This window comes from Rhizobium mesoamericanum STM3625 (assembly GCF_000312665.1).
Taxonomy (GTDB): domain Bacteria; phylum Pseudomonadota; class Alphaproteobacteria; order Rhizobiales; family Rhizobiaceae; genus Rhizobium; species Rhizobium mesoamericanum.
Map to the genome: position 1 here is coordinate 414,063 of NZ_HF536778.1, position 24,057 is coordinate 438,119.

Below are 24,057 nucleotides of genomic sequence, written 5' to 3' on the forward strand. Positions count from 1 at the left end.
GAGGCCGACCTGTTCATAAAGACAGATGAAACCGGGCTCGACGTAGATTGATGCAAACAGCAGAGGACGGGCACGTGGCGAAATCGAATGTGGTTCCGATGAGACCACGGCGCAAAAACAGCAGCGGGAACGATCGATATCGGCCGGAGCGAAAATTCCGAACGGGACAGAACGGCCCGCGCAAGTCGCTGATGGGTCATCTCAGCCATCATCATTGGAGCGGGTGGTTGGCTTACCTCCGGCGGCGCTGGTGATCTCTCCGGCGTGCTGGCTCTTGCCAAGATACCGACAACGGATACGTCGCAGGCCGTTTTTCGTTGTGCGGCGAGAGCGTGCGAATGAACTGCGTCGTCGACGGCGACACTTTCTGGTTTGGGGGGAGAAAAAACCGCATGGCGGATATCGACACGCCGGAACTCAGCCCTCCTCGCTGCGAGGGGGAGCGGATCAAGGGCGAGGCGGCGAAGGCACGCCTGCTCACGCTTTTGAACGCGGGCAAGTTCTCGCTGTCATCAGGTTTGCGGGACGAGAACGAGCATGGCCGAAAACTCCGGAACGTCACGCGGGAGGGACGATCGCTCGGCGACCACCTCATCGATGAAGGTCTTGCCCGGCGCTAGGACTGCGCAAGACTTTTATGGTGCGAGTAAGGAGCTGCGAGAGGATCGTCACCTGGATGGGCGGAGACCGTTTTCGGCCACCGTGAGCATCGCGAATAGGGCCGTACGCCGCAGGCGTCTCGCCCAAAGACTTTCGGCTTTGCACGTTCGATCGACCGAGGCCCGACATATATCGATGGATTGTCACATCAGCGCGTGTTCGTGACCCGCGATAATAGAAGCGCTCGACCAGCGCAGCACCCAGGACCGGCAGCAGCGCCAAAACCGCAAGATGGAAGATCCTATGGAGGCCGAAAAAAATGGACACGGCGATAGCAAAGATGGCGCCCAACAACGCGCCGATGACATAGGCAGATAGCCTTTCATGTGACATCCTCATGCTGTTTTCGAGATCCATAATCTTCTCGGAGGTGAAATCCGGGCGAAGAGAAAAACCTGCGCCAGCGCACGCCTGAAACAGTCGAAGCTCCCGGAAATAGACCTCTCTCATTGGATGTTCGAGATTCGGCGGCAGTCGCAGACGCTCATTGTGCCAAGCCCAGTCTTGAAGGGAAACCCCGCGCAGATCCTTTAAGTTCCTTATTGATGGTCGCCCGCCGCACGGACCGGCATCCAGGTAAATTCGCGCAAGCCCGTCGTGTCCGATGGCATGCCATCAGCGATATGAATCAATCCCTGCCGACCGATTCATAAGTCTCGTTGGACGCGATTCCGCTGATCGGCGATTCTGATCTCATGATCGCGCAACCCTACCATCTCTATGTCGAACGCGTTGACTCCGCCAGAAACATGGCGCGCTACTACGCCATGTCGATCGAGCCCAACCTGTTCGGGGATGTCTGCCTGCTCAGGAAGTGGGGCCGCATCGGGACAAAGGGTCAGATGATGGTCCACCATTTTGGGCGGGAAGAGGAAGCAGTTGAACTGTTTCTCGATCTGCTTCGACGGAAACGAAAACGCGGCTATCGTCCGCGCACCTCCGTGCCAACATGAGAATGGCCCGCCGAAACGGGCCATTATGCCTTATCGGCACCTGTTCCAGAGGAGCCGCGGAATGCGGCGGGGAAAATTCTGGCGGCGCCAGGTTACAGCCGAACGCGCGGGCTGCAATATCCCCGATGAGAGATGACAGCTCGTTGACAAGGAGAGTTGCAATTGATTGTGATCTCTTTCGTTGCTAACGGAGATCGGCCACTCTGTTGCAAAGAGGGGTCAAGGACCGCAACCGTGTCCGTCTGCCGGCGGGAGTGTCGAGGGATGAAATCCCTGACAGCCGGGAAGCCCGATCCGGCGCACCGGCTCCCCGTCCAGCTGCAAAAGAGCCGCCTCAAAAGGGGCGGCTCGGCATTGATCGCACCGTCCTGTTCGGCAAGCGTCACGACCAGATCAGCCTGGGCAAGTTCAAGCTCGCCCCCGATCTGGCGGCGCTCGGCGGCATCGCAGGCGTTCTTCAATTCGAGGCGAAGTTTTTCGATGTGCTGTCCGATCGTCATCATCTCATCTCCTTGAGTTCGTGAAAGACGAGACCGCTGGGCGGGAGGAGATGACGGGGTCAGGGAGCGCGGCAGCCACCGGCGGAGCAAGCGCATGGGGGAGCCGATTTTGTTGGAGCTGAGGTTCGAAGCGGAGGCAAAATTGGGGGAACCGCGCGTCCTCTGACGCCGGCATTTCTGCCCGGCACAATCGCTCCATCTGAGCAGACAATATTCCGGTTCCGTATCGCACCGAGAAAGCCGGCGGCAGGCTCGATGCCCGCCGCCGGCTTGTCTCTATTCAGTTCAGCCCCGCCTTGGCGGCGGGGCCCTGTCCGGGTCTCAGTCGCGGTGGGGGCGGGACCAGATCAACTGGTAGCCGTCCTCGCCCTCGACCTCGGTCAGCGTCGCGTAGATCGGAGCGGGGAAGCTCGGGTCATCGAGCTTGACCGAGAGATAGTCCCGATCCGTCTCGGCGGAGCGCTTCTGCCAGGCCGCACCCAGCTCGACGTTGCCTGCGTAGATGCGGAAGTGCGGGCCCTTGTCGGAGTGATTGTCGATGCGAGCGATGCGGGCCTTGACGTTGAGGGCAAGGGTGCGGATCGAGCCGTTGAAGCCGGTTTCGGAAGTGGTGAAGGTGCCGATGGTTGCCATTGTCGTATTCCTTTGCTGTTTCGGGCCGCGCCCATCGCGGCCTCGATGGCTGTCGCAAGATCGGGGACGATCGGACCGCACCTGAAAGGCCAAAATGAAATGGAGGGCGGCCACGAGAAATTTTGTTGTTCCGCGAGGAATGGGCGCGCAGCGCTCAGGGGAATAAAGTTTCGGAGGGCCGTTGCGGTAAGACGATCGAGGCAAAGCCGGTCTTCGATCAGACATGCCTCATCGAGCCCGCGACGGTCGTGGCCTGGCGCAGTGGTCGAAGGAATATGGCAATGGCGGTTCGTCCCTCGACTGCTCCCGAACGCTGCAACGATCGCTCCGCGGTCCTGTCCACGTGCGAAACCGAAACCTCGCAGAACCAACGAGCAGGGGGCGTTGCATTGCCCGCTCCGCGCTGTCGTCGCGCCTCGCAAGCCGTCGCCTGGAGGATCCATGCATCAGCAGACAAAGCCCTTTATCGTCGAAATCAAGCCGTCCCGGAAGCTCAAGCCGATAGACCGGGAAAACTCGATCTGCGGCAAACTGCACCTTGCGACGGATCGTGACACGCCCACCGCGACCGACGGCCGAGAGTTGTCGGCCGCCGGCGAGGCCGACGACCGGCGCTGACAAGTCGTTACGCAGCGAGCCGCTTGTCGGCCGCGTCCGGCTGCAGCGAATGCAGGAAAGTCACGGCCCGCTGCGCATGCGCCGCCGCCTGGAAGATCGCCCGTCTGTCATCGGCCAGGACCTTGAGCCAGGAATCGAGGTAGGACGCGTGATCGGGGCGGGGCTCGAGCTCGGGAACAATCCCGAGATCGGCGCACAGGAAGCAGCTGCCGAGCTCGGCGATCAGTTCCTCGCGGGCTCGTTCAGATTTGTCCTTGGCATAGCGGCTGAGGTCGCGACCGAGGCGATGGGCCGGCGCCGTCCAATGCGTGACCTCATGACTCAAGGTCGCGTAGTAGCTTGCCGCATCCTTGAAGCTCTCAAATGGTGGCATCTGGACGACATCGGCGGCTGGCGCAAAGAAGGCCTGGTTGCCGCCATGACGAATTGAAGCACCGGTGTTGCGGAAGAACCGATCCGCGTGCCCGATGCGCTCGACAGGATCCGGAACGGACACCGGCCGGTGATGATACTGATCGGGGAGTCCCTCGATCTGTTCGACGTTGAAGACGCTGTATGCCTTTAAGAAGGGGATTTCCCGCTCGACCTCGCCGCCGTTCCCGTCGGTTTCGGACTTAGTGAAACGGCTGGCGAAGACGACGGTCGTGCCCGTCTCGCCTTTGCGGACCGCGGCGCCCAATTCGAGGGACTGCTTGAACGTCATCCACGTGGATGACGCGTAACCTCGCGCGACACCCTCCGACCACAAAAGCAGCACGTTGACGCCAGAATAGGGTTGCCCATTGTAACGCAGCGGCCGGGTAATGCGACCTGCCGCGTTCGCTGAATTCCATGGTTTCATCCAAGGCCGCACGCCCTTTGCCAGGTCTTCGATGATCTTGTCGGTGATCCGGCTGTAGAGATCGACCCGCTGATTTTCTGTGTTGCTCATATTCAAACTTCCCCGTTTCAAGGCCGCGCCCCTCGCGGCCCGCTACGAAGGGCGAAAGCAGGAGCAGGTTAGCCGGCGGATGCACCGGAACGGCCGCAACGCAGTGGAGGACGGCGAAGGCGTTGCGTCCGTCGGCGGCTCCTGCAGACCCTACGAAGGAACGGGCCACGACGGGCGTGCCATCGACTTCATTTCCTTTTTCTTGCTGGCGGGGTCAGCGACACGAAACAGGCCGGTCCCGCCACGGAAGCGGCCGGCTCGAGTTGATGGAAAGGCGGGGCCGAAGCCCCCGCCGAAAGTGGTCAGTCGAAGGCGGAGATCTGCGTTTCGGTAGCCTTGCGGTAGAGCGCGTGGCCGGGCTGTTCGACGGGACGGTCGAACGGTTTCCAGGTCTCGCCGATCACCTGGACATAGGCGGCGACGGCGCCTTCGGCCGCCATTCTGAGCGCATGGACCTGTATGCCCATGTCGGCGGCGAATTCGCGCTTGCGCTGAGCGGCGCTGTCAAAGCCGACGGGGCCGTCCAGGTCCTCGTCGCGGGCATCGTTGGCGGCTTTGGCCGTGGCATCGCGCCCCTCGGTGACCGCGCGGCTGTAGAACTGGCCGGCGCCGTGGGCCGAGCCGACGTAGGCACCGACGATCCGCTGCAGGTGGATCTGCATGGCCTTGTCGCCAAGGCCGTCGCCGAGCGCATCGGCTGTCTCCGTGACCAGCCGCTCGTGCAAGTCGCGGATGCCGTCGCTGTCGATGACGGCGGTTCCGAAACTCTCGGTGATCTTAAGTGCCTGGCTGACGTCGGGGCAGGTGAGCCGGACCATTTCGATGGTTGCGCCCTTGCGCAGTTGCACGACGCGTGTGGATTGGCGGGAGGAGGGTGTAGGCTTGGCCATGTCGTTTCCTTTCGAAGTCGTCCGGAGCGGCTCCGGCCCATGCCGGCTTGCCCTTCGGTGCGGTCACCTCGAACCGGCGGAAAGACGGGCGCTTCAGGGTCCGGCCCCACCTGGACGAGCGGAGCCGGTTTGCTTGCGACGAGGGCAAGCTGCCCTCGACGGAGCACGCGAGCCTGCTCCGAGAACGACGGCGGGGTCCGGCCGCGCCGCGGCGCGACAGCGGCCTTGAAGCGCACGGACGCCGGTTCAGACCTCAGCAAAACCGAAGGGCGATCCGGCGTGGGGAGGAAGATGACGTCCTCGAATGAACGAACAGGCGTTTCCGGGGAACCCTGGCTTCCCCACGCGCTGCACATGAACGCTCGGCCTATCGCTTGGTCAGCTTAGGCAAGCGATAGGATTGCAGCCAGCCGGACCGTGCGAGTTGCGAAGGCCGCGCAGCAGACCGCTGCCGTCATGAGGCGGGCCCGCCCCAACCAGGCGTTGTTGAGGATTGATTTCCAGCGTCGACGATGCCTGCGGCGTAGGCCGGAAGCGCCGCTTGCTGCTCCGCCGTCAGGGCGGGCAATGCTTCACGGCGACAACCGGCAACACGCGTATTTGGCCGCCATCCGGCTCCGCTTCCCTGGCCGCAATCAGGCGCCTGAGCTCAGCCGGGCCGGCGCTCAGAAAGGCTTGGCCTTCGAAATGGTGAAATTGCCGCCAGAACGCGGTTCGCTCGGCCGGCGATCCTCCGATGCCGGCTCTCCGCTCCAGGTCGCCGATGGTGCTCATGGCAACGCCCTCCACGCAGTTGCGACGACGCGGCCATCCAATTCGGCTCGCGCTCAAAGTGCGGCGATTGTCGCGTCCTGCCGAGCAAGATTCCGCGTAAGCGCATCGACTTCCGGCTGTCGCTCGGCCGTCAGACTGCCAGATTGGTGCGGTAGCGTTCGAGGAAGGCGCCGTCCAAGCAGGGGAATGAGCGCGGTTAGCCGGTCGATGAGATCGAGCTGGTGCTGCGTCTTTCGCCGTGCCGCTTCCATTCTGGCAAGCTCGCCGAGCTGTCGTTCGGAATTGGCCATTACGCCGCCCTCCCGCGCCAACCGGCGAAGCTGGAGGGGCCGTCTAGGCGGCATGCTTCGTCTCATTGATGACGAAACCGACGGAATATTCTTGGCTCGGCACAAGGAAGCGGCGCGTCTACGTGGTCGCCGCGCTTGCCGCCGACCGCCGCGATCACCTGGGTCATGCCGCCGACATCGCGGCCGGCGGGGTCCAGGGCCGGCTCACGGGCAAAGCCTCCGTTGACGCGGCCGGAGCGCATGCGGCACGCCTCCTCTTCTTTCCTCCCACCCTCGCTTTTCCTGTTCTCATTCCTTCGCTTCGCGCGAGCCTTCAGGGCCTCGTTCCAGTCTTCTTGCGGTGGGCGGAGCCGCATCCAATCGCAGCCGGCCCCATGGGCAAGCGCGCGCAATCGCTCGGCAAACAGATCGCCTTGGGGATTGGCGTCGGTGGCGGCGACAAGCTGAACGGTGGGGCGTGAAGCCAGCGCGCCAAGGGCTGCGGCCGTGATCGGAGACCAGCCGCCGCCGGTGCTGAGATAAAGTGTACCATCACGTAACCCCTCGATTGCCGCCAGGCTCATGGCGTCGATCGCAGCTTCCGTCACGGCCAAGCGCATTGCAGCGTCAGGGCCGAGGCGGAACAGAACCTTCGCTCCCCCGCTGGCAAAGCCACGATATTGCGGACCGCGCGCCTCCCAGCCTGTGATGTCGCCCGCATGGTTCGTATGAGCGGCCCATAGGCTGCCCTGCGGCCCTTCCCGGAGGAGTTCGCGTTTGATCGCCGTGCGGAGCAGGGATGTTGGAAGGCAGCGCTCGTCGTGCAGGTAGCGCCATGTCAATGAGCCAGGCCACGGGCGGCGGCGTGCTCGCCAACGATCGGTAAGGGAAAGGTCGGATTTGTCTGCAGCGCTTAGAGATTTCCATTCGGGCGCGGAAATTTCGAACCCCACCAGAGCCGCGACCTTTTCGATGGCCTCGTGAAAGCTGGCGCGATCCAGGTGCTCGACGAGCCCGAAGACATCACCCTTCGCCTCGCTGAGCGGGTCGAACCATCCGCGCCCTTGATGTGTGACGATGACGATCTCACTGCTGCGTCGAAATTTTACCGCCCGGCGGGTGCTTTCCTTGACATCAATGGCAAATCCGGCCTGTTCCAGCACAGCTGCGCAGCTTACGGCATCGCGTAGCGCCTCTATCTCTCTTCTCTCCATCCTTCCTCCGATCGCGAAAGCGATCGCCTCCTGCTCGTCGGTTCTATTCATCGGCCACTTCACCGGGCGTGAAGAGCAAAGGCCGCAAGGGCGCGGCTTGCAATTTGGTGAATCATGCAAGGTCGGCCGCGGCGGAGCCTCCCTTGCGGCCTGCCGCACGCAAGCGGCACGCCTAAGGTGCCGCCGGCTCAATGCCACGGCGTGTATTCATGGACGATCTCAAGATCGTCGTCGGCGTCGTTTTCGTCAGACGGCGGGATGCCGTATTTGCCGTCGACCGAGAAGAGGGTGATCGGAACCACAAGGTCGCGGGAGAGCTGGAATGCGTGGAACTGGGCGAGTGAGAGGTCGTGCGACATGTGAGAGGCCCCTTCGGAGCGGGCCAATTCCCGCTCGATGGCTCCTCAGAAGGCCCGGGGGGCGCGATCACCGCGACGCGAAGCAGAAGCGGCCGAAGCTTGCGCACGGACTCCTTGCGGGTTGATCGTGGAAGATCCGGAACCGGGCCAGGACGCCATCAAATGAGAGCGGGATTGGACTGCGCCGATGGATTGCGCCAAATGCATCCTGATCTTGCGATCTCGATAGCTCCAGCCGGCAAGGTCCTGAAAACAGATCGCGGGCGGCCGGCGTGACATTAGCCGATTTCAACTGGCGAAGAATCTTGGTATCTCACCGGGTAGGTGGCAGGGCGGCATAGGGAAGTGACAATGGATTCACGCAGGGACATAGCCGAACGGGTCATCGCGCGTTGGAAGGCGCGAGGGATCCGGATCGATGAAGACCCCGGTTTCATGGAACTGGTCGCACTTTGGACGGCAGGGACGATCGAGTCCGATGAAATGCGCCGCCGGTATGCCGCGCTCCTGCGCGAGCGGTCCCTGTCCAGATCAAGCCCACTTGACCTGCACCCCTCCGGCGAAGAGCCGGATGTCGATCATCAATCCATTGCCATTCCAGACGACGAACCGGATGAGCGGGAAGGCTTCGTTCAGCCGGCGCAATGGTGACTTTAACAGGGCACAGAGCGAGTCCTTCGCCCGCCTGTCAACCGGCGCTTCCTCGCGCGGGAATGCCGAGAATAAAGAGAGATGCCAGGTGCAGGCCTGAAGTCGCAACCCCGCACCGTCATCAACCGGCGAAAGGTCGCGGCAGCGCGCCTCGCGCGGCGAAGGGCTGCCTGGTGTTTACCCTCGCGTATTTTCCCACCGGCTGCCGACACCAGGATCAGCCATTGAGCAACGCACGAATTGCGCTGCCGCGTTCCGCCGCCTGCCAAAGGCCTTCCCAGCCTCGTGCGCCTCCCAGTAATACCGTGATTGAAGAGATCTTGGCCTCAGGCGAAACTGTCGGAGTTCGGCGGCGCCATCTCTGCGGGGACTGGGGACCCACGTGACAGCTGTGCCCCCGGGATCACGCACGGGGTGCGGCTGCCGACCCGGCAGATAGACCGGGAAATCTCTATGCGGTAACAGACGAGGACGTTTCAAAACGGGAGCCATAGAACAGCAGCACGGCAATGATCATCGACTGCCAAGAGATTTGAATCCATCGCGAGGTTCTTCCCGAATCCTTGGGACGAACCAATTTTGCCGCGACAGTGACGAATAAGATGAGGGCAACCGATTGCGAAGAAAACTCCGTCGCCTTAAAGATTCCGGAAGCGGCAATCAGCCGTGAAAGCGTCGAGGATTTTGTTCATGGCCACTGGTATGGTTAAATTTTTCAATGGAGACAAAGGATTTGGCTTCATCACCCCGGATAATGGGGGGGCTGACGTATTTGTGCACGTGTCTGCCTTGCAGGCTGGAAGCTCTCTCAGCGAGGGACAGAAGGTGAGCTACGAGGTGGGCCAGGATCGCAAAACCGGCAAGTCGAAAGCTGAAAACGTACGGCTTATTTGATTTCCGCGATCATGGGATCGGCCGCCTCGGCCGCAGCAAAGCCTCCGTTGCTGCGGCCGCTCGCAAGCGGAACGCCGTAGCCATGGCCGCCGGCTCAATGCAGAAGCGTGTATTCACGGACGATCTCAAGATCGTCGACGTCGATTTCGTCGGAAGGTAACGCCGAGAGCTTCCCGAAAGCAACTTGACGGTCAGCGGTAAGTCAACAGCGCCACGTCGCTCCATCGACGAAGCACCTATGTCGTTCTTGACCGATGAGAGAGCTCATCGCCTTTTTCTGTACGTCCAGAGCTGCGCCGGTGGAATGTTGCGCATCATGAAAGCCAGGTGGCGGACTTCGTAACCGGCGGGAAGCGCGACGACCGGAGACAGCAACCCATAGGTGATCTGAACAACGGGCCTTCCGTTCGGCACACGTTCCAGGAGGTCGAGGATCAGTGACAGGCGCTTGTCTGGAGGCAAGTGCAGGAGAGGTACAGCGGAAATGACGCAGTCGAACTTTGCGCCCCGCTCAGGACCCAGAACAAGATCGAGCGCGAAGGCGTCTCCGCATCGAACGTCGACTTCGGGAAACTCCTGCCTGAGATGCCGGCAAAACTCCGGCGAGTATTCAACGGAAACCAGATCCTTCGGCCGAACGCCCAGCGCCAGGATCTGTTTTGTGATGACGCCGGTTCCCGGGCCAAGTTCAAGCACCGGAAGCCCCGAGGATGAATCAATGACGCTCGCCATCTTCCGGGCGGTCACGACGGAGGTCGGCGTTATGGCGCCGACGGCTGTTCGGTCGCGCTTCCAGCCTTTCAGGAATTCTATCTCATCCTTGAACTTCGATCCCACCCGCTGTCGCACGCCCATTCTTCGCCTCCGCTTCGATGCCCACGATGATTGCCGCCACAAACATCGCTTAAACGCGACAAAGGCAAGCCCCCAAGCGCCATTTTCCGTCCGCCTATTGTATTTTGCGCATAAAAAGATGCCTTTGAGAACCTGGGGGGCCCGGGAGGCGCTGCCATGCGGTTGGTTTTCGGCGTGAGGAATCAGAGCGACTTTTTTTGCTCTATTCGCGCGAAGTTGGGGATTGACAATCTAGCCGGCGCCTCGAAGCCGGACCTGATCTGTGCACAGCAAAGCTTTGAGCTGCGCGGCAGAACGCGTAACTACCGAGGCCCCGACGGAAAGGAGCCGCTCATCGTGATCGTTGAGGCAATGGCCGCCGGCTGTGAAGCCGATAACCGTCATCCCGGCCGCGACACCGGCCTGGACGCCGGCGATGCTGTCTTCCACGACAACCGTACGGGCAGGATCGGCCCCCATCCGGTCGGCCGCGAACAGAAAAAGATCAGGTGCGGGTTTGCCCTTCGATACCATGACGGTGCTGAAGACATGCGGTTCGAGCAACGGCCAAAGGCCGGTCCTCTCAAGACCGAGACGCAGTTTTTCAGGCGCGCTGCTGGAGGCGACACAACGCGGCACTGCAATTTGGCCAAGAAGCTCGGCGATGCCGTCGATCGCCTCCAACTCGGTCAGATACTTCTCCTTGATCTTTGCGGCGACCACTTCTTCGAAATCGGGAGGCAGAGGCCTTCCCCACTCCTCCTCGACCATGCGTCGCATCGTGGCGGCAGACAGCCCGGTATATCGGCGGACAACGTCTTCGTAAGAGGTCGGAAAACCAATGCGCGCCAGTTCATCGGCGTCGATCTGGGTAGCGAGCTTTTCGCTGTCGATGAGGACACCGTCACAGTCGAAGATGACAAGGTCGAATGGTTTGGTCAGGCTCATTGGAAACCCTCCGGCATGAATTCCTCGGGGCTGATTGCGACCACGACCCTGCTGCTGACCTCGAACTGATTGATCAGGACGCTGTCGTCGCGAACTAAGGCGACATTAAAGGCCGGCGCATCGTTGACGAAGCGCGCATCGCGCCGCTCGAGATGCGGAATGATCTGGTGCGCAACGCCCCGGCTCGCGCTAAACGGTACGCCTTGCCAGGTGCCGCCAACGTCGACATGGACATGGCCGCAGAAGATGTGGCGGACCGAACCTGTCTTGACGAGCGGCCCCACGGCGTTTCTTGGAACCAGGGTGATGTGCGGCGCAAAATGCGGCAGCCCGATCGATTGCAGCGGGTGATGGCAAAACAAATAGCTTGGCCGAATTGGCTCTTCAGCAAGGCGCTCTAGAAGCCATTCGAACCGGCCGCAGCCGAGCGAGCCATGACCGTGGTCGGTCACCAGCGTGTCGAGGAAAATCAAGCGGCCAGCCGGCAGATCCAGGACCGATTGGACGAAGCCTGTTGCGTCGATTGCGGCGTCGGGGAAAACCCGACGGAAATTAGCCCGATGATCGTGGTTCCCGAGCAAGAGGCGATGCGGCACCCGGAGGTCCTGCAGGATGTCGCGCAGAAGCTGGTAGGCGGCGGCGTCGCCTTCATCGGTCAGATCGCCGGTGATGACGCAGAGATCAGCATCCGCATGCTCGTTGTTAATGGTCGCGATCACAGTGCGGAGACGGGCGGCGGGATCGAAACCGTAAAGGGTCTTGCCCGGAGCCACCAGATGCAGGTCGGTGAGGTGGATGAGTTTCATTGATTGATCCATGAAAGCGAACGCCGAAGCGGGTCCGGCGCTCTTGATAGGAGTGGGTTAGTTGGTCTTCGGGAGAAGCGCGCGAACACTCGCTGCCATATCGGCTAGAGCTGCATCCGGCTCCATGCTGCCAAGCGCGATTGCGGACATGTCGTCGCGAATGACCTGCGAGATCTCGACACCGTTTTCGCCGGGCCAGGAGAACCACGGACGGGCGCGCGGCGTCTGCAGGACGCTTGTGTACCAGTTCGGGTGCTGCTTGTAGAAGTCGGCAAGGTGATCCTTGTCGAGCGCACCGGTATTCGTCGGCATATAACCGGTGTTCGGAACGACGATGCTCTGGCCGTCCGCGCTGGTGGCAAACTTCACATATTCCCAGGCTGCGGCACGCTTGGCTTCGTCCTTGGACAGGATGACCGCGACCATGCCGCCCGTCGGCATCGTTGCGGCCTCGGAGCCCAGCGGCTGTTTTGCCGTCGTCAGCTTGAAGCGCGTGCCGATTTCTTTTTCGAGGCCGCTGACGCTGCCAGCCGATGCGAAGAAGAAGCCGAGCTTGCCTGAGGTGAAGAGCTGACGGGCTGCACGGCTGTCTATCGCCGGCTGCGTGCCTTCCGTATGGAAGCGCTTGAAGAGCTTGGCGGCAGACTGACCGGCCGGACCGTCGAAAGCGATGTCGGTTTCCTTGTCGTTCATCATCTGGCCACCGAAATTGCGCACCAGGTTCTGTGTCGTCCAGTCGTCCGAACCGAGATCGTAGAACATGCCCGATGTCCCGTCGCCGAGCGCTCCGATCTTGCCGGCTAGCGCCACGAAACCGTCCCAGTCAGTCGGAATCTTTTCAGGATCGCCGCCGGCCCGCTTGATAAGGTCGGCATTGAAATAGACGACCGGCGTCGACATAGCGAACGGCAGGCCGTAGAGCTTGCCATCTATCTTGGCGAGCGACAGAACCTGATCGGTATAGCCCTTGTCGGTCAGGTGATCCTTGGCAACCAGATCGTCAATCGGCTCGATCAGGCCGCGGGCGACGAGCGGGCGCAGCACGTTGAAGCCGACATAATGGACATCAGGCAACTGGCCGGCCATGCTTTGGCGGATGAGCGCCTGGACGGCTTCGTCGTAGCTCGGGGCCGCTGCCCTGAACCCGATCTTGATATCGGGATACTTCGCTTCGAAGCTCTTGGCGACGGCTGCGTGAATAGGCTCGTGCTCGGCCCAGGCGTAATAGACGTCGAGCTTGGTTTCCGCGTGGGCGGGGGCGGTCAGGCCTGCCATGGCAAGGCCAGCCGCGATCATCATGGCAATCGTTTTCACGATGCTCTCCTGTCGTTCGTGGTTGGGTTGGGTTGTTGAGGATGCCTAGTGTCGGCCGACCACCAGACCCCTGATGAAATGCCTCTGCATTGAGAGGAAGAGGGCGGCCAGGGGCGCTGTGACGATCACGCCCCCGGCCATCAGCGCACCGACCTGACCGCCGCCGTCGCCTGCTTGCCGGAAATAGGCAATGCCAAGCGAGGGCATCATCATGTCGGGATTGGTTGTCACCACCAGCGGCCAGTAGAGGTCGTTCCAATGGGCCACGATGGAGAAAATAGAGAAAGCGGCGACTGCTGGCCATGCGGCGGGCACCATGATGCGCCAGGCGATCGAGAGCTCGCTGAAACCGTCAAGCCGGGCCGCATCAAGCACTTCGTCAGGGAAGGTGACGAAAAACTGTCGAAACAGGAAGATCGCGAAGACCGAGATGATCCAGGGCAGAATGAGCGCTGGGTAGGTGTCGAGCAGCCCCGATTTCGCGAGCGCAACGTAGATCGGAATTGTCGGGATCTGCACTGGCACGAGAAGCCCGAGCAGCACTGCGCCGAGCAGGAGCGGCCTGCCTGGAAAGGACAGCTTGGCGAGCGCATAGCCGCACGGGATCGCCACGGCAATTTGCAGGGTCAGGATCGCGAGACAGACCACAAATCCATTGGCCATGAAGCGCAAGAGCGGGATTGCGGTGAGTGCTGCGCCGTAATTCTGCGCGGTGCCGGCCAGTGTCGGCACAGGCAGAAGACCGCCATTGAAGATTTCGCTCTCCGGTGTACCTGAGGCCAGCACCATCCAGATGAATGGGAAAACCATGATGATTGCGCCCGAGAGCAGAACGGCGTGTGAGGCAATGCGCGATACGGGAGATTTCGCAAGGATCATGGCGTTCCCCTCAAGTTCTTCGTACCGGACGCCCTAGGGTCCGACAGGCGCATCTGGATCAGAGACAGCATCGTCACGAACACGAAGAAAGACACGGCGATCGCCGATGCATAGCCGACGCGGAAGAACCGGAAGCCCTCTTCGTAGAATGTATAAAGGACGACCATTGTCGACTTCATCGGTCCGCCCTGGGTGAGCACAGCAACTGTCTCAAACACCGAGAACGCGCGGATGACTGTCATGACGGTGACGAACAGCGTCACCGGAGCAAGCATCGGCCAGGTTACGAGCCGGAAGCGCTTGAAACCACCGTCTGCACCGTCGATCGCAGCCGCCTCGTAGAGCTCTTCTGGAATTGTGGAAAGTCCGGCCAGGAAGAGGATCATGTTGAAGCCGACCAGCTGCCAAATGCCGATGCAGGCAAGGGCATAGACCGCCATGGACGGGTCGGAGAGAAACCGTATAGGCGAGGCGCCGAGCAGGTGAAGGAACGCGTTGGCGGCGCCAAGACTAGGATGGAGGATCGCCTCCCAGGCGGTCGCGAGCGCCACAAGGGTTGCGGCGACCGGGAGGAAATAGGCCGTTCTGTAAAAAGCGGAAAAGGTGCACCGTGAAATCAGCAAGGCAACAAGCAGACCCCACCCGATCGATATTGGGACCACCACAAGGACATAGAGCGCCGTATTGCGGAGGCTGTTCGAGAAACCTGGGTCGGTCAGCATTCGACCATAATTGCCAAGACCGACAAAGCGGATACCGACCAGGCCCAAAGATGCGTCGGTAAACGAAAGGAACAGAACCAGGATCGCTGGGCCGATCAAAAGGGCAAGCAGGAGCAGCGAGGCTGGCAACGCAAGAACCAGCCCGGCACGGGCTTGCGCGCGGTCCGACTTGTAGATTGACCGCTCAGGGGCTGCTGCGAGAGAAACATCGTCGAGCACAGCCATCTAAGCAGCCTCGCGTTCGACACGTTCTCGCCGAGACCGACTTTCGGGGAAGAACCAGGCATTCTCCGCGTCTATCGTCAGAGCGAGGTGCTCACCAGGATGGACCGAGCGCGCTTGATCCGCCGACACTCGAACGACGAATTCGGCGCCCGCCTCAGCCTCGACAAAAAGGTTTGCGTCCGTTCCGGAATGTTCGATACGCGAAAGGCAGACGCGGAGGGTACCGGGCACATCATGCGCAGCAATGCTTGCGTGCTCGGGGCGAAACGCCAAGGTGCCGGGGCCGGTGGAGCCGATCGCGTCACGGAGTGCTATTTTGCCACCCCCGATGGCGACCATCCCGCCCACTGTGGCGGAAACACGGACCTCATTCAGGAAAGGCTGCGCGAGAAAACGGGCGACCTCAAGATCGACCGGATCACGATAGAGATCGGCTGGCTTGGCGATCTGACGAACGTGCCCCCGGAACATCACCGCGACCCGGTCAGATATTGCTGCTGCCTCAGCCTGATCGTGAGTGACGAACACCGTCGTCGCTCCCATTTTCTTGTGGAGTCGGGCGATTTCACCTCGTGTGTGAATTCGCAGCGCCGCATCCAGGTTTGCCAAGGGCTCATCCATGAGGAATATCCTCGGTGCACGGACCATCGCCCGTCCTAGTGCCACACGCTGACGCTGGCCGCCCGAAAGCGCCGGTGGACGCCTGTCGAGAAGGGCATCGAGTTTTAGAATCGCCGAGGTTTCACGAACCCGCTCGTCGATCGAGCGATAGCGTCCGGCGGCACCTGGCAGGGCAGCACCAAGGATCGGCAACCGCTCCAAGCTGCTTAGTTCGCGCATTACCAATGGCGCGGCGATATTGTCGTACACGCTAAGGTGCGGATAGAGCGCATAGCTTTGAAAAACAAATGCCAAGTCTCGGTCCTTTGCCGCGACGTCGTCGAGCTTTTTTTCGCCCGCGAACACATGGCCCTGGTCCGCTCGCTCGAGCCCGGCAATTATACGTAGAAGCGTAGATTTACCGCAGCCTGAAGGCCCAAGAAGGGTCACAAATTCGCCGGCGGCAACGCTGATCGACACGTCGCGCAGAACATTTACTTCGCCGAATTTCTTGCTGATTTTGTCTATGTGAAGTTCCAAAGCTGCCATTCCCTATCCACATGGTTAGCAGTTTTCTTAATGGTGCTTTATTTCACATTGATGACATCATGGAGTTTTATTTCATTTTTTGCAACTGGTTATTTGGAAGAGTTTTGGGGGAAGAGCGTCCGCCCTCCGGAAAAGCTCGTGGTGGTTCCACATGGATAATGTTGTAGGTGTTCGACTGCGGTGCAGCATGCTGAACGCCAGCGTAAGTGCACGTTCTCGAAAGAAAGCGTGCGGCTTACGGGCCACGCCAAGGGGCTTCTTACGGTCGCCATTCTGCCATCCTCGAGAAGAAGCGGACGCCATCGTTCTATTGGCGCTTTATTTCACCAATGTGACATATGGAGTTTTATTTCATTGGCCGGTTCAGGTGCTTGTCGAGCGCAAGCATCAGACATTCGATGACGAAAATCTTGCCAGCCACTGGCGTCAGCGTTCCGCCGAAAGGATTGTCATGCAGGCCTGAGGCTTGAAGGCTATAATGCGCGGCCTTGCTCAGAGGGCTTTGCGTTCGGTTGGTAACCGCGACGGTCGTTGCGCCAGTGGCGCGCGCACCTTTGAGGAACTGGACGGTTTCGACGGTCAAGCCCGAGACTGAGAATGCCACCGCAACGCAACCTTCGCCAAGCCCATTAGCAACTTCATGCGCCATATGCGAGTTCCGGAAGGCGAGCGCAGTCAAGCCCACGCGAAGCAGACGATATGCCAGCATCTCCGCGACAAAACCGGACATTCCCGCACCATAGATGTCGATGCGGCGGGCGGTCGCAAGCGCTTCGGCGATCCTGTCCAAGCTCGTAAGATCGACATGGCTGTGGGCGACCTCCAGGTTCTCGATCAGTGTTCGCTGCAGTTTGTCGATTGCGGGATCAGCACCTGAAGAACTGACAACGGCGAGTTGGGGTCGGCCGACTTCCGCTGCAAGCGCAAGCTTGAAGTCGCGAAACCCGGTAAACCCGATCTGACGGCAAAGCCGCAGGATACTAGCTTCGCCACTGCCCGCAAATTCGCCAAGTTCTGCCACGGACTGGCGCAGCACTTTCTCCGGGTTTTCCAGGATGTACTTCGCGATCCGAGCGAGTGCGTTTGGAAGCTGATCGATCTCCTCGTGCAACCGCGATAGGATCGTCTGCCGATCCCTGTTGCGCTTCTCGTCCCCAATGCTTACCAACCCGCGGCTCCATCTAGTTCGTGTCTTCGGGCGACGACAAACCGGCCCCGAACTTAGCCTTAGAACGCTACCGGATTCAAGATGCGGGCGATGTCACGTCGTTTCGCGAACGCGCTGACTAGGGCCTTGCCGGTGAACTCAGGCAACTGCGCCGGATCACGGCTTTCCACTGGGCCATGGCGCGGAGCCGATGAATGTAGGTGGAAAGCGGTGGTTCTTGTAGCTGATGGACGATGCGTTCATCTCAACCGAATTATCCGCCAACCGTTAAGGTGCCGACAACGTGACGTCGCCGCGGCGACCGTCATTTACGTGGGCTTCTCTACGTAGCTGCGTCAGTCATTCTGACACGTATCTCAAAGGAGAGTTACCTGCGGACATAGGGGCTTCAGCTCCGGGAACGCAGGCTTCAAAAGAGCCGCCGTGGCTGTGGCGCGCAAACTTGCGGTGATCATGCACACAATGCTGAAGACTGGTGAGTTTTTGATCCGAATGCGGGAGCCGCAACCTAAATCCGCATAGCGTTCAACGTCTGAAAATCCGAATCGTCCCTGCCGGGACGTGAGCCAAGCCATTCCATTGATGGGATTGCCTCGCTGTCTCAGCTGAATGAGTCGGAAGGCTCGTTCCGCGAAGCTCCATCATGCGGCGGCTAATGTCGACCGCGAAACACCATCACCCGGCAGCGTCTAATGATAAAACGAGGTCATGTCTTTCAACGGCCTCAAACATCAACGGGAGAAGCGCAGCATGAAACATATTGTGCACTGAATGTATCGGTCTTGAAGCCGGACCATCGTTGCAATGGCTTCAGAGGACTTGCCAAGGCAAGATTGCCGGTGATCCGGATCCAGGCCAAAGTATTTTTGAAAGCCAACCGAATAAGACGGACCGCAGGAAAAAGCCATCCCATCGCGAATGACATTCGCGGATTGTTGCGCAACTTCAGTCTGAAAGTCGGATTGGTCGGCAAGATCAAATTCGAGGAGCGGATCAATGAGCTGGTCGAACACAGGCCTGATCTACACGAAATCATGCAGCCATTGTTGGCTGCACGCAAAATGCTGCGCGACGAATTTACCAAGTTGCACAAGAAGGTTTTGGATTTGGTCGCGAGGATGAAGTTTGTCGCCGATTGACGACGATCCATGGTGTCGGCCCCGTGGTCGCTCTCAACTATACGGCAACCATCGATATTCCTGGTCGGTTTACACATTCAAAGGCGGTCGGTTCTGTGCTCGGGCGCCACCAGCGGCGGGGTAGGGGAGGGGCAGGCATTGAGGAAATGATGTCGCCCGCGATCTATGGATGAGGTTTTGATTTGCACTGAGAAGCTGGTTCTCGGCGGAAATTCGGGGTTTCATTTCTCGCCGGCCCAGTCTTCATGTCCATGGCGTATTAGGATCACGAAAATTGCTCCGTCCTCCTCGACACGGTAGACGATAAGATGGGCCTTGAACGGATGAATTCTGAACACATGCCATTCGCGGGTTGGCGGCAATGTGGGATTGATCGACAAAGAAAAGCATACGTCAAAAACGCCTGCAGTCCCGATCAAGGTGTGGGTTCGATGACCTTGTGCTGAGATGAAGCCATTTCTAGGGATTTCCCCGCATCGCCGCCGAGATCGCCTGGCAAATTACTGAACTCCGTCTCTCGCCCGCAGGTCGCGTGGCGTCGAAGCGCTCGGCGACTGAACGATTTGAGCAAATTTTGCAGGTCATCGACGAAGGTGAAGATGACCGGGATAATGATGAGGCTGAGCAGCGTTGATATCATCACGCCGCCGATCACCACGATCGCCATCGGCTGCCGGAAACTCGAATCTCCGCCCATCAGGCTGAGCGCAGCCGGCAGCATGCCCGCGGCCATGGCAAGGGTGGTCATGACGATCGGTCGCGCGCGCTTATGGCAGGCATCGAGGAGCGCCTCGAACCGGGACATGCCTCGGCGACGTGACATGATCGCGTATTCGATGAGAAGGATGGAGTTCTTCGTTACCACGCCCATCAGCATGAGAAGGCCTATGACGGCAGGCATCGAGAAGCTGGTCCCCGTCACCACCAGCGGCACCAGCGCGCCGCCGAGCGAGAGCGGCAGGGCCATCAGAAGCGTGAGCGGCTGCAGGAAATCTTGGAACAGCAGGACGAGCACCGCATAGATGCAGAACACACCGATTGCCATCGCAAGCGCGAAGCTCTGGAACAGCTCGGAGCTGCGCTGAAGCTCGCCGTGTTCCACCAGCGTAACGCCCGGCGGCAGATGCTGGAGAGCCGGCAGCGCCTTCGCCTCGCGGTTGACGTCGCCCAGAATGCGGCCGTTGAGTTCGACGGAAACGGTGACATTGCGCATGCGGTCGATACGGTCGATTTCCGAAGGACTGCCGCCGATGCGGATATCGGCAATCGATCCGAGATCGACATTGCCGTTGGTGCCGGCCACGCGCATGTTCTTAATGTCGTCGAGATTGGTGCGCGCCTCTGGCGAGAAGCGAACGACGATCGGTATCTGCCGCTGCGGCAGGTTGAGCTTCGGCAAGTCGGAAGAATATTCTCCGTTCGTCGCCACACGCACGGCGCTGGCGATCGCATTCGACGTCACGCCAAGCGCTGCTGCGCGGGCAAAATCGGGCGTGATCTGGATTTCCGGCGCTTGCCTCGCCGCCGTCGATGTCACGGCGCCGATGCCCTGTAGCGTCCGAAGCTGCTCCTCGAGCGCCGTGCTGGCGCAATCGAGCGCATTGGCATCGTCGCTGGCCAGAGTGAACTCGAGCTTGGTACCGTAGCCGATACCGACCGCCACACGCACTCCGGGGAGGACGGAAAGCGCCTGCCGAATATCGTTTTCGATCTCCGACTGCTTGCGGTCGCGCCCATCAATCGGCGTCAGCGTGGCGACGATCGCGGCAGACCCGACACTGCTCCTTGCGACCGTCGCACCACCGCCTGAGGATGCCGAGCCGACAGCAGCAAACACATGCGTCACGTCGGGAAACTCACTGAGAATATCTGCGGCCTTCCTGGTTACGGCGTCGGTTTGCTCGACAGTGGCGCCGGGCTGCAGGGTGAGCGTGATCTGCGTCCGCGAGTCGTCAGCGGCCGGCAGGTATCCCGTTCTTAAGAGAGGGATAACGGAAAGCGAAAGCGCAACGACGACGGCAGTCACGGCCACTGTTGTCTTCCTGTGATTGAGGGCAGCCTTGGCCATCGCCATATAGGCGCGCATAAATCGGCCATCCTTCTGCTCCGACGGATGAGCCTTCATGAAATAGGCGGCCATCATGGGGGTGAGCAGACGGGCAACGACAAGCGAGGCAACGACGGCAACAGCGGCGGTGATGCCGAACTGACGAAATAGGAGGCCTGGTATGCCGCTCATGAACGCCGTCGGTAGGAAGACCGCGACCAGCGTGAAGGTGGTGGCGATGACGGCGAGCCCGAGTTCGTTGGCGGCTTCCATTGCAGCATCGAGGGGCCGCTTGCCCATCTGCAGGTGGCGGGCGATGTTCTCGATCTCGACGATCGCGTCGTCGACGAGAATTCCGACCACCAGCGACAGCGCCAGCAAGGTGACGACGTTCAGGCTAAAGCCGGCGAGATACATGAACAGGAAGGTCGGGATGACCGACAAGGGCAGTGCCACAGCAGACAGGATCGTCGCGCGCCAGTCCCGAAGGAAGAGCCAGACGACCACAATCGCCAGGATGGCCCCCTCATACAACATGTGCATCGAGCCGTCATAATTGCCGAGAATTGATCCGATCAGGCTGTAGACTGCATGGATCTGCACATTCGAATGCGCCGCTGCAAAATTTTTCATTGCCGTGTCAACGTCAGCCGAAACACTGCTATCGGAAAACCCGTTCGAACGCTTGATTTCGACGGCGATCACCGGCTTACCGTCGAGATAGGCCATCGAGGAGCGCTCGGCGAAGCTGTCCTCGACCGAGGCGATGTCGTCGAGCCGGGCCTGCTGCCCGTTAGCGAGCGGTATAGTGAGCTCCCTCAGGGCCTCGACCGACTCTACGGCGCCGAGCGTGCGCAATGTCTGACGCGTGCCGCCGATCTCGCCGAGCCCGCCGGACTTGTCGCCTTGCACGGCCTTCAACTGCGCTGATACGGTCGCGGCGGTGACGCCGAACGACGACATCGTCGAAGGATCGAGATCGACGTGGATCTCGCGATCGATCCCGCCGATGCGGTTGACCTGGCCGACGCCCGGGACCGATAGCAGCGCCTTGGTCAGATCGTTATCGACAAACCAGGACAGTTCGGTCTCGTTGAGAGCGGTCGAGCGGACGGCATAGGTGACAACTGCGGAGCTTTGGACGGTGGCCTTCGTAACGATCGGCGTCGCCATCTGTGCCGGGAGATCGGCCTTGACGCTATCAACGGCATTGCGGACCTCATTGAGGGCCGTTTCGCTGTCTTTCTGCAGCTTGAAGGATACCTTGGTCGAGACGGTGCCATCGGTAATCGTTGTGAGAATATGATCGAGATGGCTCAAGGAGGTGAGGCTATTCTCGATGGTGCGGGCAACCTCCGTCTCGAGCTGCGTCGGCGCAGCCCCATCGAGCGTGGCGGTAACGCTGATGGTCGGAAGGTCCATGTCCGGAAAGTACTGAACCGCCAGCTGTTTGAATGCCCAAAGCCCGCCAAATCCAAACATCACAAACAGCAATATCGCTGGTATGGGATTGCGGATCGAGAAGGCGGAGAAATTCATCAGTTTTTCTCCGCAATTTTCACGAGGTCATTGTCCGACAGAAATGCACCGCCCGACGTGACGACCTTTGCCGACCGGTCGATGCCGGAGATGATTTCGACCTCGCCATCGTTGCGGCGGCCGGTTTCCACGCGGACCCGTCGCACCCGCTTGTCCTCGCCGGCGGTGAAGACGTAGCTGATGCCATCCCGGAACACGATCGCCGTCTCGGGGACGGTGAGCGCCGGTGTGGTCTGCAGCTCGATATTGCCAGTGACATAAAGGCCGGTGCGCGGACGAACCTCGGACGGAAGCGCAACATAGACGATCGCACGGCTGGTGTCGGTGCTGACCGAGGGGCCGACCAGCCGCACCTTGCCGGAAATGGCGTGACCGTCCGGTCCGTTGATCGCAACGCTCAAACCCTCCGAAATCCGCGGCAGATAACGCGCCGATACTTCCGCCTGCCATTCGACACGCTGCTGGCGCACCATGCGGAAGAGCTCGGTGCCGGTGGAGACTACTTCGCCGAGATCGCCCGAACGCGAGGTTATGAGGCCATCGTCGGCGGCGGTGATGGTCGTCTGCGCAAACTTGATCTTTTCGCTGTCGAGCGCGGCCTCCTCGGATGCCAGGTTTGCCGTCGCCGTCTGCTCGTCGGCGAAATATTCGGTGATCTTCTCGTCGGAAAGAGCGCCGGATGAACGAAGCTGGCGTGCACGATCCGCATTTGCCTTGGCCTTTGTCAGCTTTGCCTTGGCGATGACGACAGCCGCCTCCTGTTTGCGAAGGTCTGCCAGCACGCTGTCCTGCGAAAGCCGGGCCAGCGTCTGCCCTTTCGTGACCACCGAGCCGACATCGACCAGGACGTCGGTGATGCGCAGGCCGCTCGTTTCGGACGCAATGATTGCTTCCTGCCACGGTTTCAGCCAGCCGCTCGCGGGAACGGTTTCCAGCCAGTCCCGTATTGCCGGCGCCGTCAGAGAAACGGTCAGAGCAGGCGCGGCCGCCTGTTCAGCCATGCTATTAGCGGAGGGAAACTGGAGTGCTGCACAGACAAGAACGGCAGCGAATAGAATACACGGTTTTCTCAAATGGCAATTCCTCGCAGTTCACGGGTGTCCGCGCTCAACCGTGGCGTCAAAAATGTCGGCTGTTGTGGTGCAAAGTTGAAATGCCTGACGGTCTCGAAGGTGACAAAACTCAACTATTCAAAACATCTTAGCGGGACACCAGTGATGTCGGGCTATTGCGCCATCCAAGGCAGCAGTTTTTCGTCGGCTGCGAGGCGGTGAATACGGCTAAATCGCATCGTAAGGTTCGCGTGGGACAATAGTGCCTGTTGCGCCGCCGTTTGCTGAGTCTGCTCATCCTATTGCGTATGCTGCTTCCTCGACAGCCCGGCCTACACGCATGCGGATGGTCTCGGAAATCACCTCTCCGTGGGCGAAGTCATTACGCGTGGCATAGATTGCGGTCGGCATCGCAAGCGCTTCAAAGAACCCGAACAGAGGACGCAACTGATGCTCGACGACAAGCGAATGACGCTCGCCCCCGCCCGTCGCAGCGATGATGATAGGCTTGCCCCTCAGCGATGTTGGATCGAGCAAATCGAAATAGTGCTTGAATAGGCCGGTGTAACTGCCCTTGTAGGTGGGTGAGCCTACGACCAGGACGTCTGCCTCTAGCATCTGGTCTACGACCCCGCGCGCTTTAGCGCTGAGGTCGTCTATCCGTTTGGCTTTCAACAGTGAAGGTCCAAGGTCATCGACATCGAAGGACTGCGCCACCGCTTGCGTTTTGATTGCCAATTGCCCGACGATATGGTCGACGAATGTGCGCGTCGTGGACGGTCGTGTTATGTTGCCCGAGAAGCCAATTATCTTCGTTTGCGGCATGTCGATCTCCAAATGCTCAGCAGATATAAGTCATCTACACTCTGTCATTCGTCCCTTACGGAAA

At 60.3% G+C, this 24,057-nt stretch carries 25 protein-coding genes and 2 pseudogenes; 8 read left to right on the forward strand and 19 right to left on the reverse strand.

What is annotated here, in order from left to right:
* Positions 1 to 392: 392 nt before the first annotated feature.
* The 3 genes from BN77_RS35775 to BN77_RS33955 all read left to right on the forward strand — a co-directional run bounded on the left by BN77_RS35775 (position 393) and on the right by BN77_RS33955 (position 2,137).
* Positions 393 to 620 carry a thermonuclease family protein gene (locus tag BN77_RS35775; protein ID WP_328285770.1) on the forward strand — a complete coding sequence of 76 codons (228 nt, stop codon included), beginning with the start codon at positions 393 to 395 and terminating at the stop codon, positions 618 to 620.
* 735 nt (positions 621 to 1,355) lie between these two features.
* On the forward strand, positions 1,356 to 1,613 hold the full coding sequence (locus BN77_RS30590; RefSeq protein ID WP_037075330.1) for a WGR domain-containing protein: 258 nt from the start codon (positions 1,356 to 1,358) through the stop codon (positions 1,611 to 1,613).
* A gap of 206 nt (positions 1,614 to 1,819) precedes the next feature.
* Positions 1,820 to 2,137: a hypothetical protein gene (locus BN77_RS33955; protein ID WP_007539635.1), complete on the forward strand. Its 318-nt coding sequence runs from the start codon at positions 1,820 to 1,822 to the stop codon at positions 2,135 to 2,137.
* A 297-nt stretch (positions 2,138 to 2,434) separates the two neighbouring features.
* Here BN77_RS33955 and BN77_RS30600 read toward each other — a convergent pair whose 3' ends face one another.
* Positions 2,435 to 2,746 (reverse strand): DUF736 domain-containing protein, encoded by a 312-nt coding sequence (locus BN77_RS30600; protein ID WP_007539638.1) that lies wholly within the window; start codon positions 2,744 to 2,746, stop codon positions 2,435 to 2,437.
* Positions 2,747 to 3,187: 441 nt separating this feature from the next.
* On the opposite strand from BN77_RS30600, the gene BN77_RS34565 reads away from it, so the two are divergent.
* The gene (locus BN77_RS34565) at positions 3,188 to 3,364 is read left to right on the forward strand and encodes a hypothetical protein (protein WP_202902590.1); all 177 of its coding nucleotides are present in this window, start codon (positions 3,188 to 3,190) and stop codon (positions 3,362 to 3,364) included.
* A gap of 7 nt (positions 3,365 to 3,371) precedes the next feature.
* On the opposite strand, the gene BN77_RS30605 is transcribed toward BN77_RS34565, so the two are convergent.
* The 6 genes from BN77_RS30605 to BN77_RS34355 all read right to left on the reverse strand — a co-directional run bounded on the left by BN77_RS30605 (position 3,372) and on the right by BN77_RS34355 (position 7,801).
* A complete protein-coding gene (locus BN77_RS30605) occupies positions 3,372 to 4,295 on the reverse strand; it encodes an ArdC family protein (RefSeq protein ID WP_007539640.1) in 924 nt (307 codons plus the stop codon).
* 302 nt (positions 4,296 to 4,597) lie between these two features.
* Positions 4,598 to 5,185, reverse strand: a complete 588-nt coding sequence (locus BN77_RS30610) for a hypothetical protein (RefSeq protein WP_007539642.1) — start codon at positions 5,183 to 5,185, stop codon at positions 4,598 to 4,600.
* A gap of 555 nt (positions 5,186 to 5,740) precedes the next feature.
* Positions 5,741 to 5,959, reverse strand: coding sequence for a hypothetical protein (locus BN77_RS35450; RefSeq protein ID WP_007539644.1), 219 nt, complete (start codon positions 5,957 to 5,959; stop codon positions 5,741 to 5,743).
* Positions 5,960 to 6,012: 53 nt separating this feature from the next.
* Positions 6,013 to 6,249 carry a hypothetical protein gene (locus BN77_RS30620; RefSeq protein ID WP_051177341.1) on the reverse strand — a complete coding sequence of 79 codons (237 nt, stop codon included), beginning with the start codon at positions 6,247 to 6,249 and terminating at the stop codon, positions 6,013 to 6,015.
* Positions 6,250 to 6,311: 62 nt separating this feature from the next.
* Positions 6,312 to 7,493: a DUF3991 and toprim domain-containing protein gene (locus tag BN77_RS30625; RefSeq protein WP_007539646.1), complete on the reverse strand. Its 1,182-nt coding sequence runs from the start codon at positions 7,491 to 7,493 to the stop codon at positions 6,312 to 6,314.
* Between the two features lie 137 nt (positions 7,494 to 7,630).
* The gene (locus BN77_RS34355; protein ID WP_007539647.1) at positions 7,631 to 7,801 is read right to left on the reverse strand and encodes a hypothetical protein; all 171 of its coding nucleotides are present in this window, start codon (positions 7,799 to 7,801) and stop codon (positions 7,631 to 7,633) included.
* A gap of 351 nt (positions 7,802 to 8,152) precedes the next feature.
* Here BN77_RS34355 and BN77_RS30640 point away from each other — a divergent pair, with 351 nt between their 5' ends.
* Together BN77_RS30640 and BN77_RS30645 are read left to right on the forward strand one after the other, a co-directional pair.
* A complete protein-coding gene (locus BN77_RS30640; protein ID WP_007539648.1) occupies positions 8,153 to 8,452 on the forward strand; it encodes a hypothetical protein in 300 nt (99 codons plus the stop codon).
* A 690-nt stretch (positions 8,453 to 9,142) separates the two neighbouring features.
* On the forward strand, positions 9,143 to 9,346 hold the full coding sequence (locus tag BN77_RS30645; protein WP_007539649.1) for a cold-shock protein: 204 nt from the start codon (positions 9,143 to 9,145) through the stop codon (positions 9,344 to 9,346).
* A 264-nt stretch (positions 9,347 to 9,610) separates the two neighbouring features.
* Here the strand turns inward: BN77_RS30645 and pmtA are convergent, their stop codons facing one another.
* The 8 genes from pmtA to BN77_RS30685 all read right to left on the reverse strand — a co-directional run bounded on the left by pmtA (position 9,611) and on the right by BN77_RS30685 (position 17,391).
* Positions 9,611 to 10,201 carry a phospholipid N-methyltransferase PmtA gene (gene pmtA / locus BN77_RS30650; protein WP_007539650.1) on the reverse strand — a complete coding sequence of 197 codons (591 nt, stop codon included), beginning with the start codon at positions 10,199 to 10,201 and terminating at the stop codon, positions 9,611 to 9,613.
* Positions 10,202 to 10,432: 231 nt separating this feature from the next.
* Complete coding sequence (locus BN77_RS30655; protein ID WP_007539651.1) at positions 10,433 to 11,128, reverse strand: HAD family hydrolase; 696 nt, start codon at positions 11,126 to 11,128, stop codon at positions 10,433 to 10,435.
* On the reverse strand, positions 11,125 to 11,934 hold the full coding sequence (locus BN77_RS30660) for a phosphodiesterase (RefSeq protein WP_007539652.1): 810 nt from the start codon (positions 11,932 to 11,934) through the stop codon (positions 11,125 to 11,127). Before BN77_RS30660 ends, BN77_RS30655 begins: the two co-directional genes overlap by 4 nt.
* 57 nt (positions 11,935 to 11,991) lie before the next feature.
* Positions 11,992 to 13,248 carry an ABC transporter substrate-binding protein gene (locus BN77_RS30665; RefSeq protein WP_007539653.1) on the reverse strand — a complete coding sequence of 419 codons (1,257 nt, stop codon included), beginning with the start codon at positions 13,246 to 13,248 and terminating at the stop codon, positions 11,992 to 11,994.
* Positions 13,249 to 13,293: 45 nt separating this feature from the next.
* On the reverse strand, positions 13,294 to 14,127 hold the full coding sequence (locus tag BN77_RS30670; protein WP_007539654.1) for a carbohydrate ABC transporter permease: 834 nt from the start codon (positions 14,125 to 14,127) through the stop codon (positions 13,294 to 13,296).
* A complete protein-coding gene (locus BN77_RS30675) occupies positions 14,124 to 15,074 on the reverse strand; it encodes a carbohydrate ABC transporter permease (protein WP_007539655.1) in 951 nt (316 codons plus the stop codon). Before BN77_RS30675 ends, BN77_RS30670 begins: the two co-directional genes overlap by 4 nt.
* Complete coding sequence (locus tag BN77_RS30680; protein ID WP_007539657.1) at positions 15,075 to 16,223, reverse strand: ABC transporter ATP-binding protein; 1,149 nt, start codon at positions 16,221 to 16,223, stop codon at positions 15,075 to 15,077. It lies immediately after the preceding gene.
* 346 nt (positions 16,224 to 16,569) lie between these two features.
* Positions 16,570 to 17,391 (reverse strand): MurR/RpiR family transcriptional regulator, encoded by an 822-nt coding sequence (locus BN77_RS30685; RefSeq protein WP_007539659.1) that lies wholly within the window; start codon positions 17,389 to 17,391, stop codon positions 16,570 to 16,572.
* A 290-nt stretch (positions 17,392 to 17,681) separates the two neighbouring features.
* Between BN77_RS30685 and BN77_RS33140 the strand changes: the two are divergent.
* Positions 17,682 to 17,913, forward strand: a pseudogene (locus BN77_RS33140) (IS110 family transposase); the annotation flags it as partial.
* A 247-nt stretch (positions 17,914 to 18,160) separates the two neighbouring features.
* Positions 18,161 to 18,634, forward strand: a pseudogene (locus BN77_RS30690) (transposase); the annotation flags it as partial.
* A gap of 117 nt (positions 18,635 to 18,751) precedes the next feature.
* Here the strand turns inward: BN77_RS30690 and BN77_RS35455 are convergent.
* The 4 genes from BN77_RS35455 to msuE all read right to left on the reverse strand — a co-directional run bounded on the left by BN77_RS35455 (position 18,752) and on the right by msuE (position 23,993).
* Positions 18,752 to 18,997, reverse strand: coding sequence for a type II toxin-antitoxin system RelE/ParE family toxin (locus BN77_RS35455; RefSeq protein WP_081593648.1), 246 nt, complete (start codon positions 18,995 to 18,997; stop codon positions 18,752 to 18,754).
* Positions 18,946 to 22,116 (reverse strand): efflux RND transporter permease subunit, encoded by a 3,171-nt coding sequence (locus tag BN77_RS30700; RefSeq protein WP_007539667.1) that lies wholly within the window; start codon positions 22,114 to 22,116, stop codon positions 18,946 to 18,948. Before BN77_RS30700 ends, BN77_RS35455 begins: the two co-directional genes overlap by 52 nt.
* Positions 22,116 to 23,189 carry an efflux RND transporter periplasmic adaptor subunit gene (locus BN77_RS30705; RefSeq protein WP_007539669.1) on the reverse strand — a complete coding sequence of 358 codons (1,074 nt, stop codon included), beginning with the start codon at positions 23,187 to 23,189 and terminating at the stop codon, positions 22,116 to 22,118. Before BN77_RS30705 ends, BN77_RS30700 begins: the two co-directional genes overlap by 1 nt.
* Before the next feature lie 273 nt (positions 23,190 to 23,462).
* The gene (gene msuE / locus BN77_RS30710) at positions 23,463 to 23,993 is read right to left on the reverse strand and encodes an FMN reductase (protein ID WP_007539672.1); all 531 of its coding nucleotides are present in this window, start codon (positions 23,991 to 23,993) and stop codon (positions 23,463 to 23,465) included.
* Positions 23,994 to 24,057: the final 64 nt, after the last annotated feature.

Excerpts from the sequence above, each read along its gene's own strand:
- msuE (WP_007539672.1), bottom strand. The coding sequence starts at position 23,993 with ATGCCGCAAACGAAGATAATTGGCTTCTCGGGCAACATAACACGACCG.
- BN77_RS30620 (WP_051177341.1), bottom strand. The coding sequence starts at position 6,249 with ATGGCCAATTCCGAACGACAGCTCGGCGAGCTTGCCAGAATGGAAGCG.
- BN77_RS35450 (WP_007539644.1), bottom strand. The coding sequence starts at position 5,959 with ATGAGCACCATCGGCGACCTGGAGCGGAGAGCCGGCATCGGAGGATCG.
- BN77_RS34565 (WP_202902590.1), top strand. The coding sequence starts at position 3,188 with ATGCATCAGCAGACAAAGCCCTTTATCGTCGAAATCAAGCCGTCCCGG.
- BN77_RS34355 (WP_007539647.1), bottom strand. The coding sequence starts at position 7,801 with ATGTCGCACGACCTCTCACTCGCCCAGTTCCACGCATTCCAGCTCTCC.
- BN77_RS30610 (WP_007539642.1), bottom strand. The coding sequence starts at position 5,185 with ATGGCCAAGCCTACACCCTCCTCCCGCCAATCCACACGCGTCGTGCAA.
- BN77_RS30645 (WP_007539649.1), top strand. The coding sequence starts at position 9,143 with ATGGCCACTGGTATGGTTAAATTTTTCAATGGAGACAAAGGATTTGGC.
- BN77_RS30660 (WP_007539652.1), bottom strand. The coding sequence starts at position 11,934 with ATGAAACTCATCCACCTCACCGACCTGCATCTGGTGGCTCCGGGCAAG.
- BN77_RS30625 (WP_007539646.1), bottom strand. The coding sequence starts at position 7,493 with ATGAATAGAACCGACGAGCAGGAGGCGATCGCTTTCGCGATCGGAGGA.
- pmtA (WP_007539650.1), bottom strand. The coding sequence starts at position 10,201 with ATGGGCGTGCGACAGCGGGTGGGATCGAAGTTCAAGGATGAGATAGAA.
- BN77_RS30700 (WP_007539667.1), bottom strand. The coding sequence starts at position 22,116 with ATGAATTTCTCCGCCTTCTCGATCCGCAATCCCATACCAGCGATATTG.
- BN77_RS30600 (WP_007539638.1), bottom strand. The coding sequence starts at position 2,746 with ATGGCAACCATCGGCACCTTCACCACTTCCGAAACCGGCTTCAACGGC.
- BN77_RS30590 (WP_037075330.1), top strand. The coding sequence starts at position 1,356 with ATGATCGCGCAACCCTACCATCTCTATGTCGAACGCGTTGACTCCGCC.
- BN77_RS35775 (WP_328285770.1), top strand. The coding sequence starts at position 393 with ATGGCGGATATCGACACGCCGGAACTCAGCCCTCCTCGCTGCGAGGGG.
- BN77_RS30655 (WP_007539651.1), bottom strand. The coding sequence starts at position 11,128 with ATGAGCCTGACCAAACCATTCGACCTTGTCATCTTCGACTGTGACGGT.
- BN77_RS30680 (WP_007539657.1), bottom strand. The coding sequence starts at position 16,223 with ATGGCAGCTTTGGAACTTCACATAGACAAAATCAGCAAGAAATTCGGC.
- BN77_RS30675 (WP_007539655.1), bottom strand. The coding sequence starts at position 15,074 with ATGGCTGTGCTCGACGATGTTTCTCTCGCAGCAGCCCCTGAGCGGTCA.
- BN77_RS30605 (WP_007539640.1), bottom strand. The coding sequence starts at position 4,295 with ATGAGCAACACAGAAAATCAGCGGGTCGATCTCTACAGCCGGATCACC.
- BN77_RS30670 (WP_007539654.1), bottom strand. The coding sequence starts at position 14,127 with ATGATCCTTGCGAAATCTCCCGTATCGCGCATTGCCTCACACGCCGTT.
- BN77_RS30640 (WP_007539648.1), top strand. The coding sequence starts at position 8,153 with ATGGATTCACGCAGGGACATAGCCGAACGGGTCATCGCGCGTTGGAAG.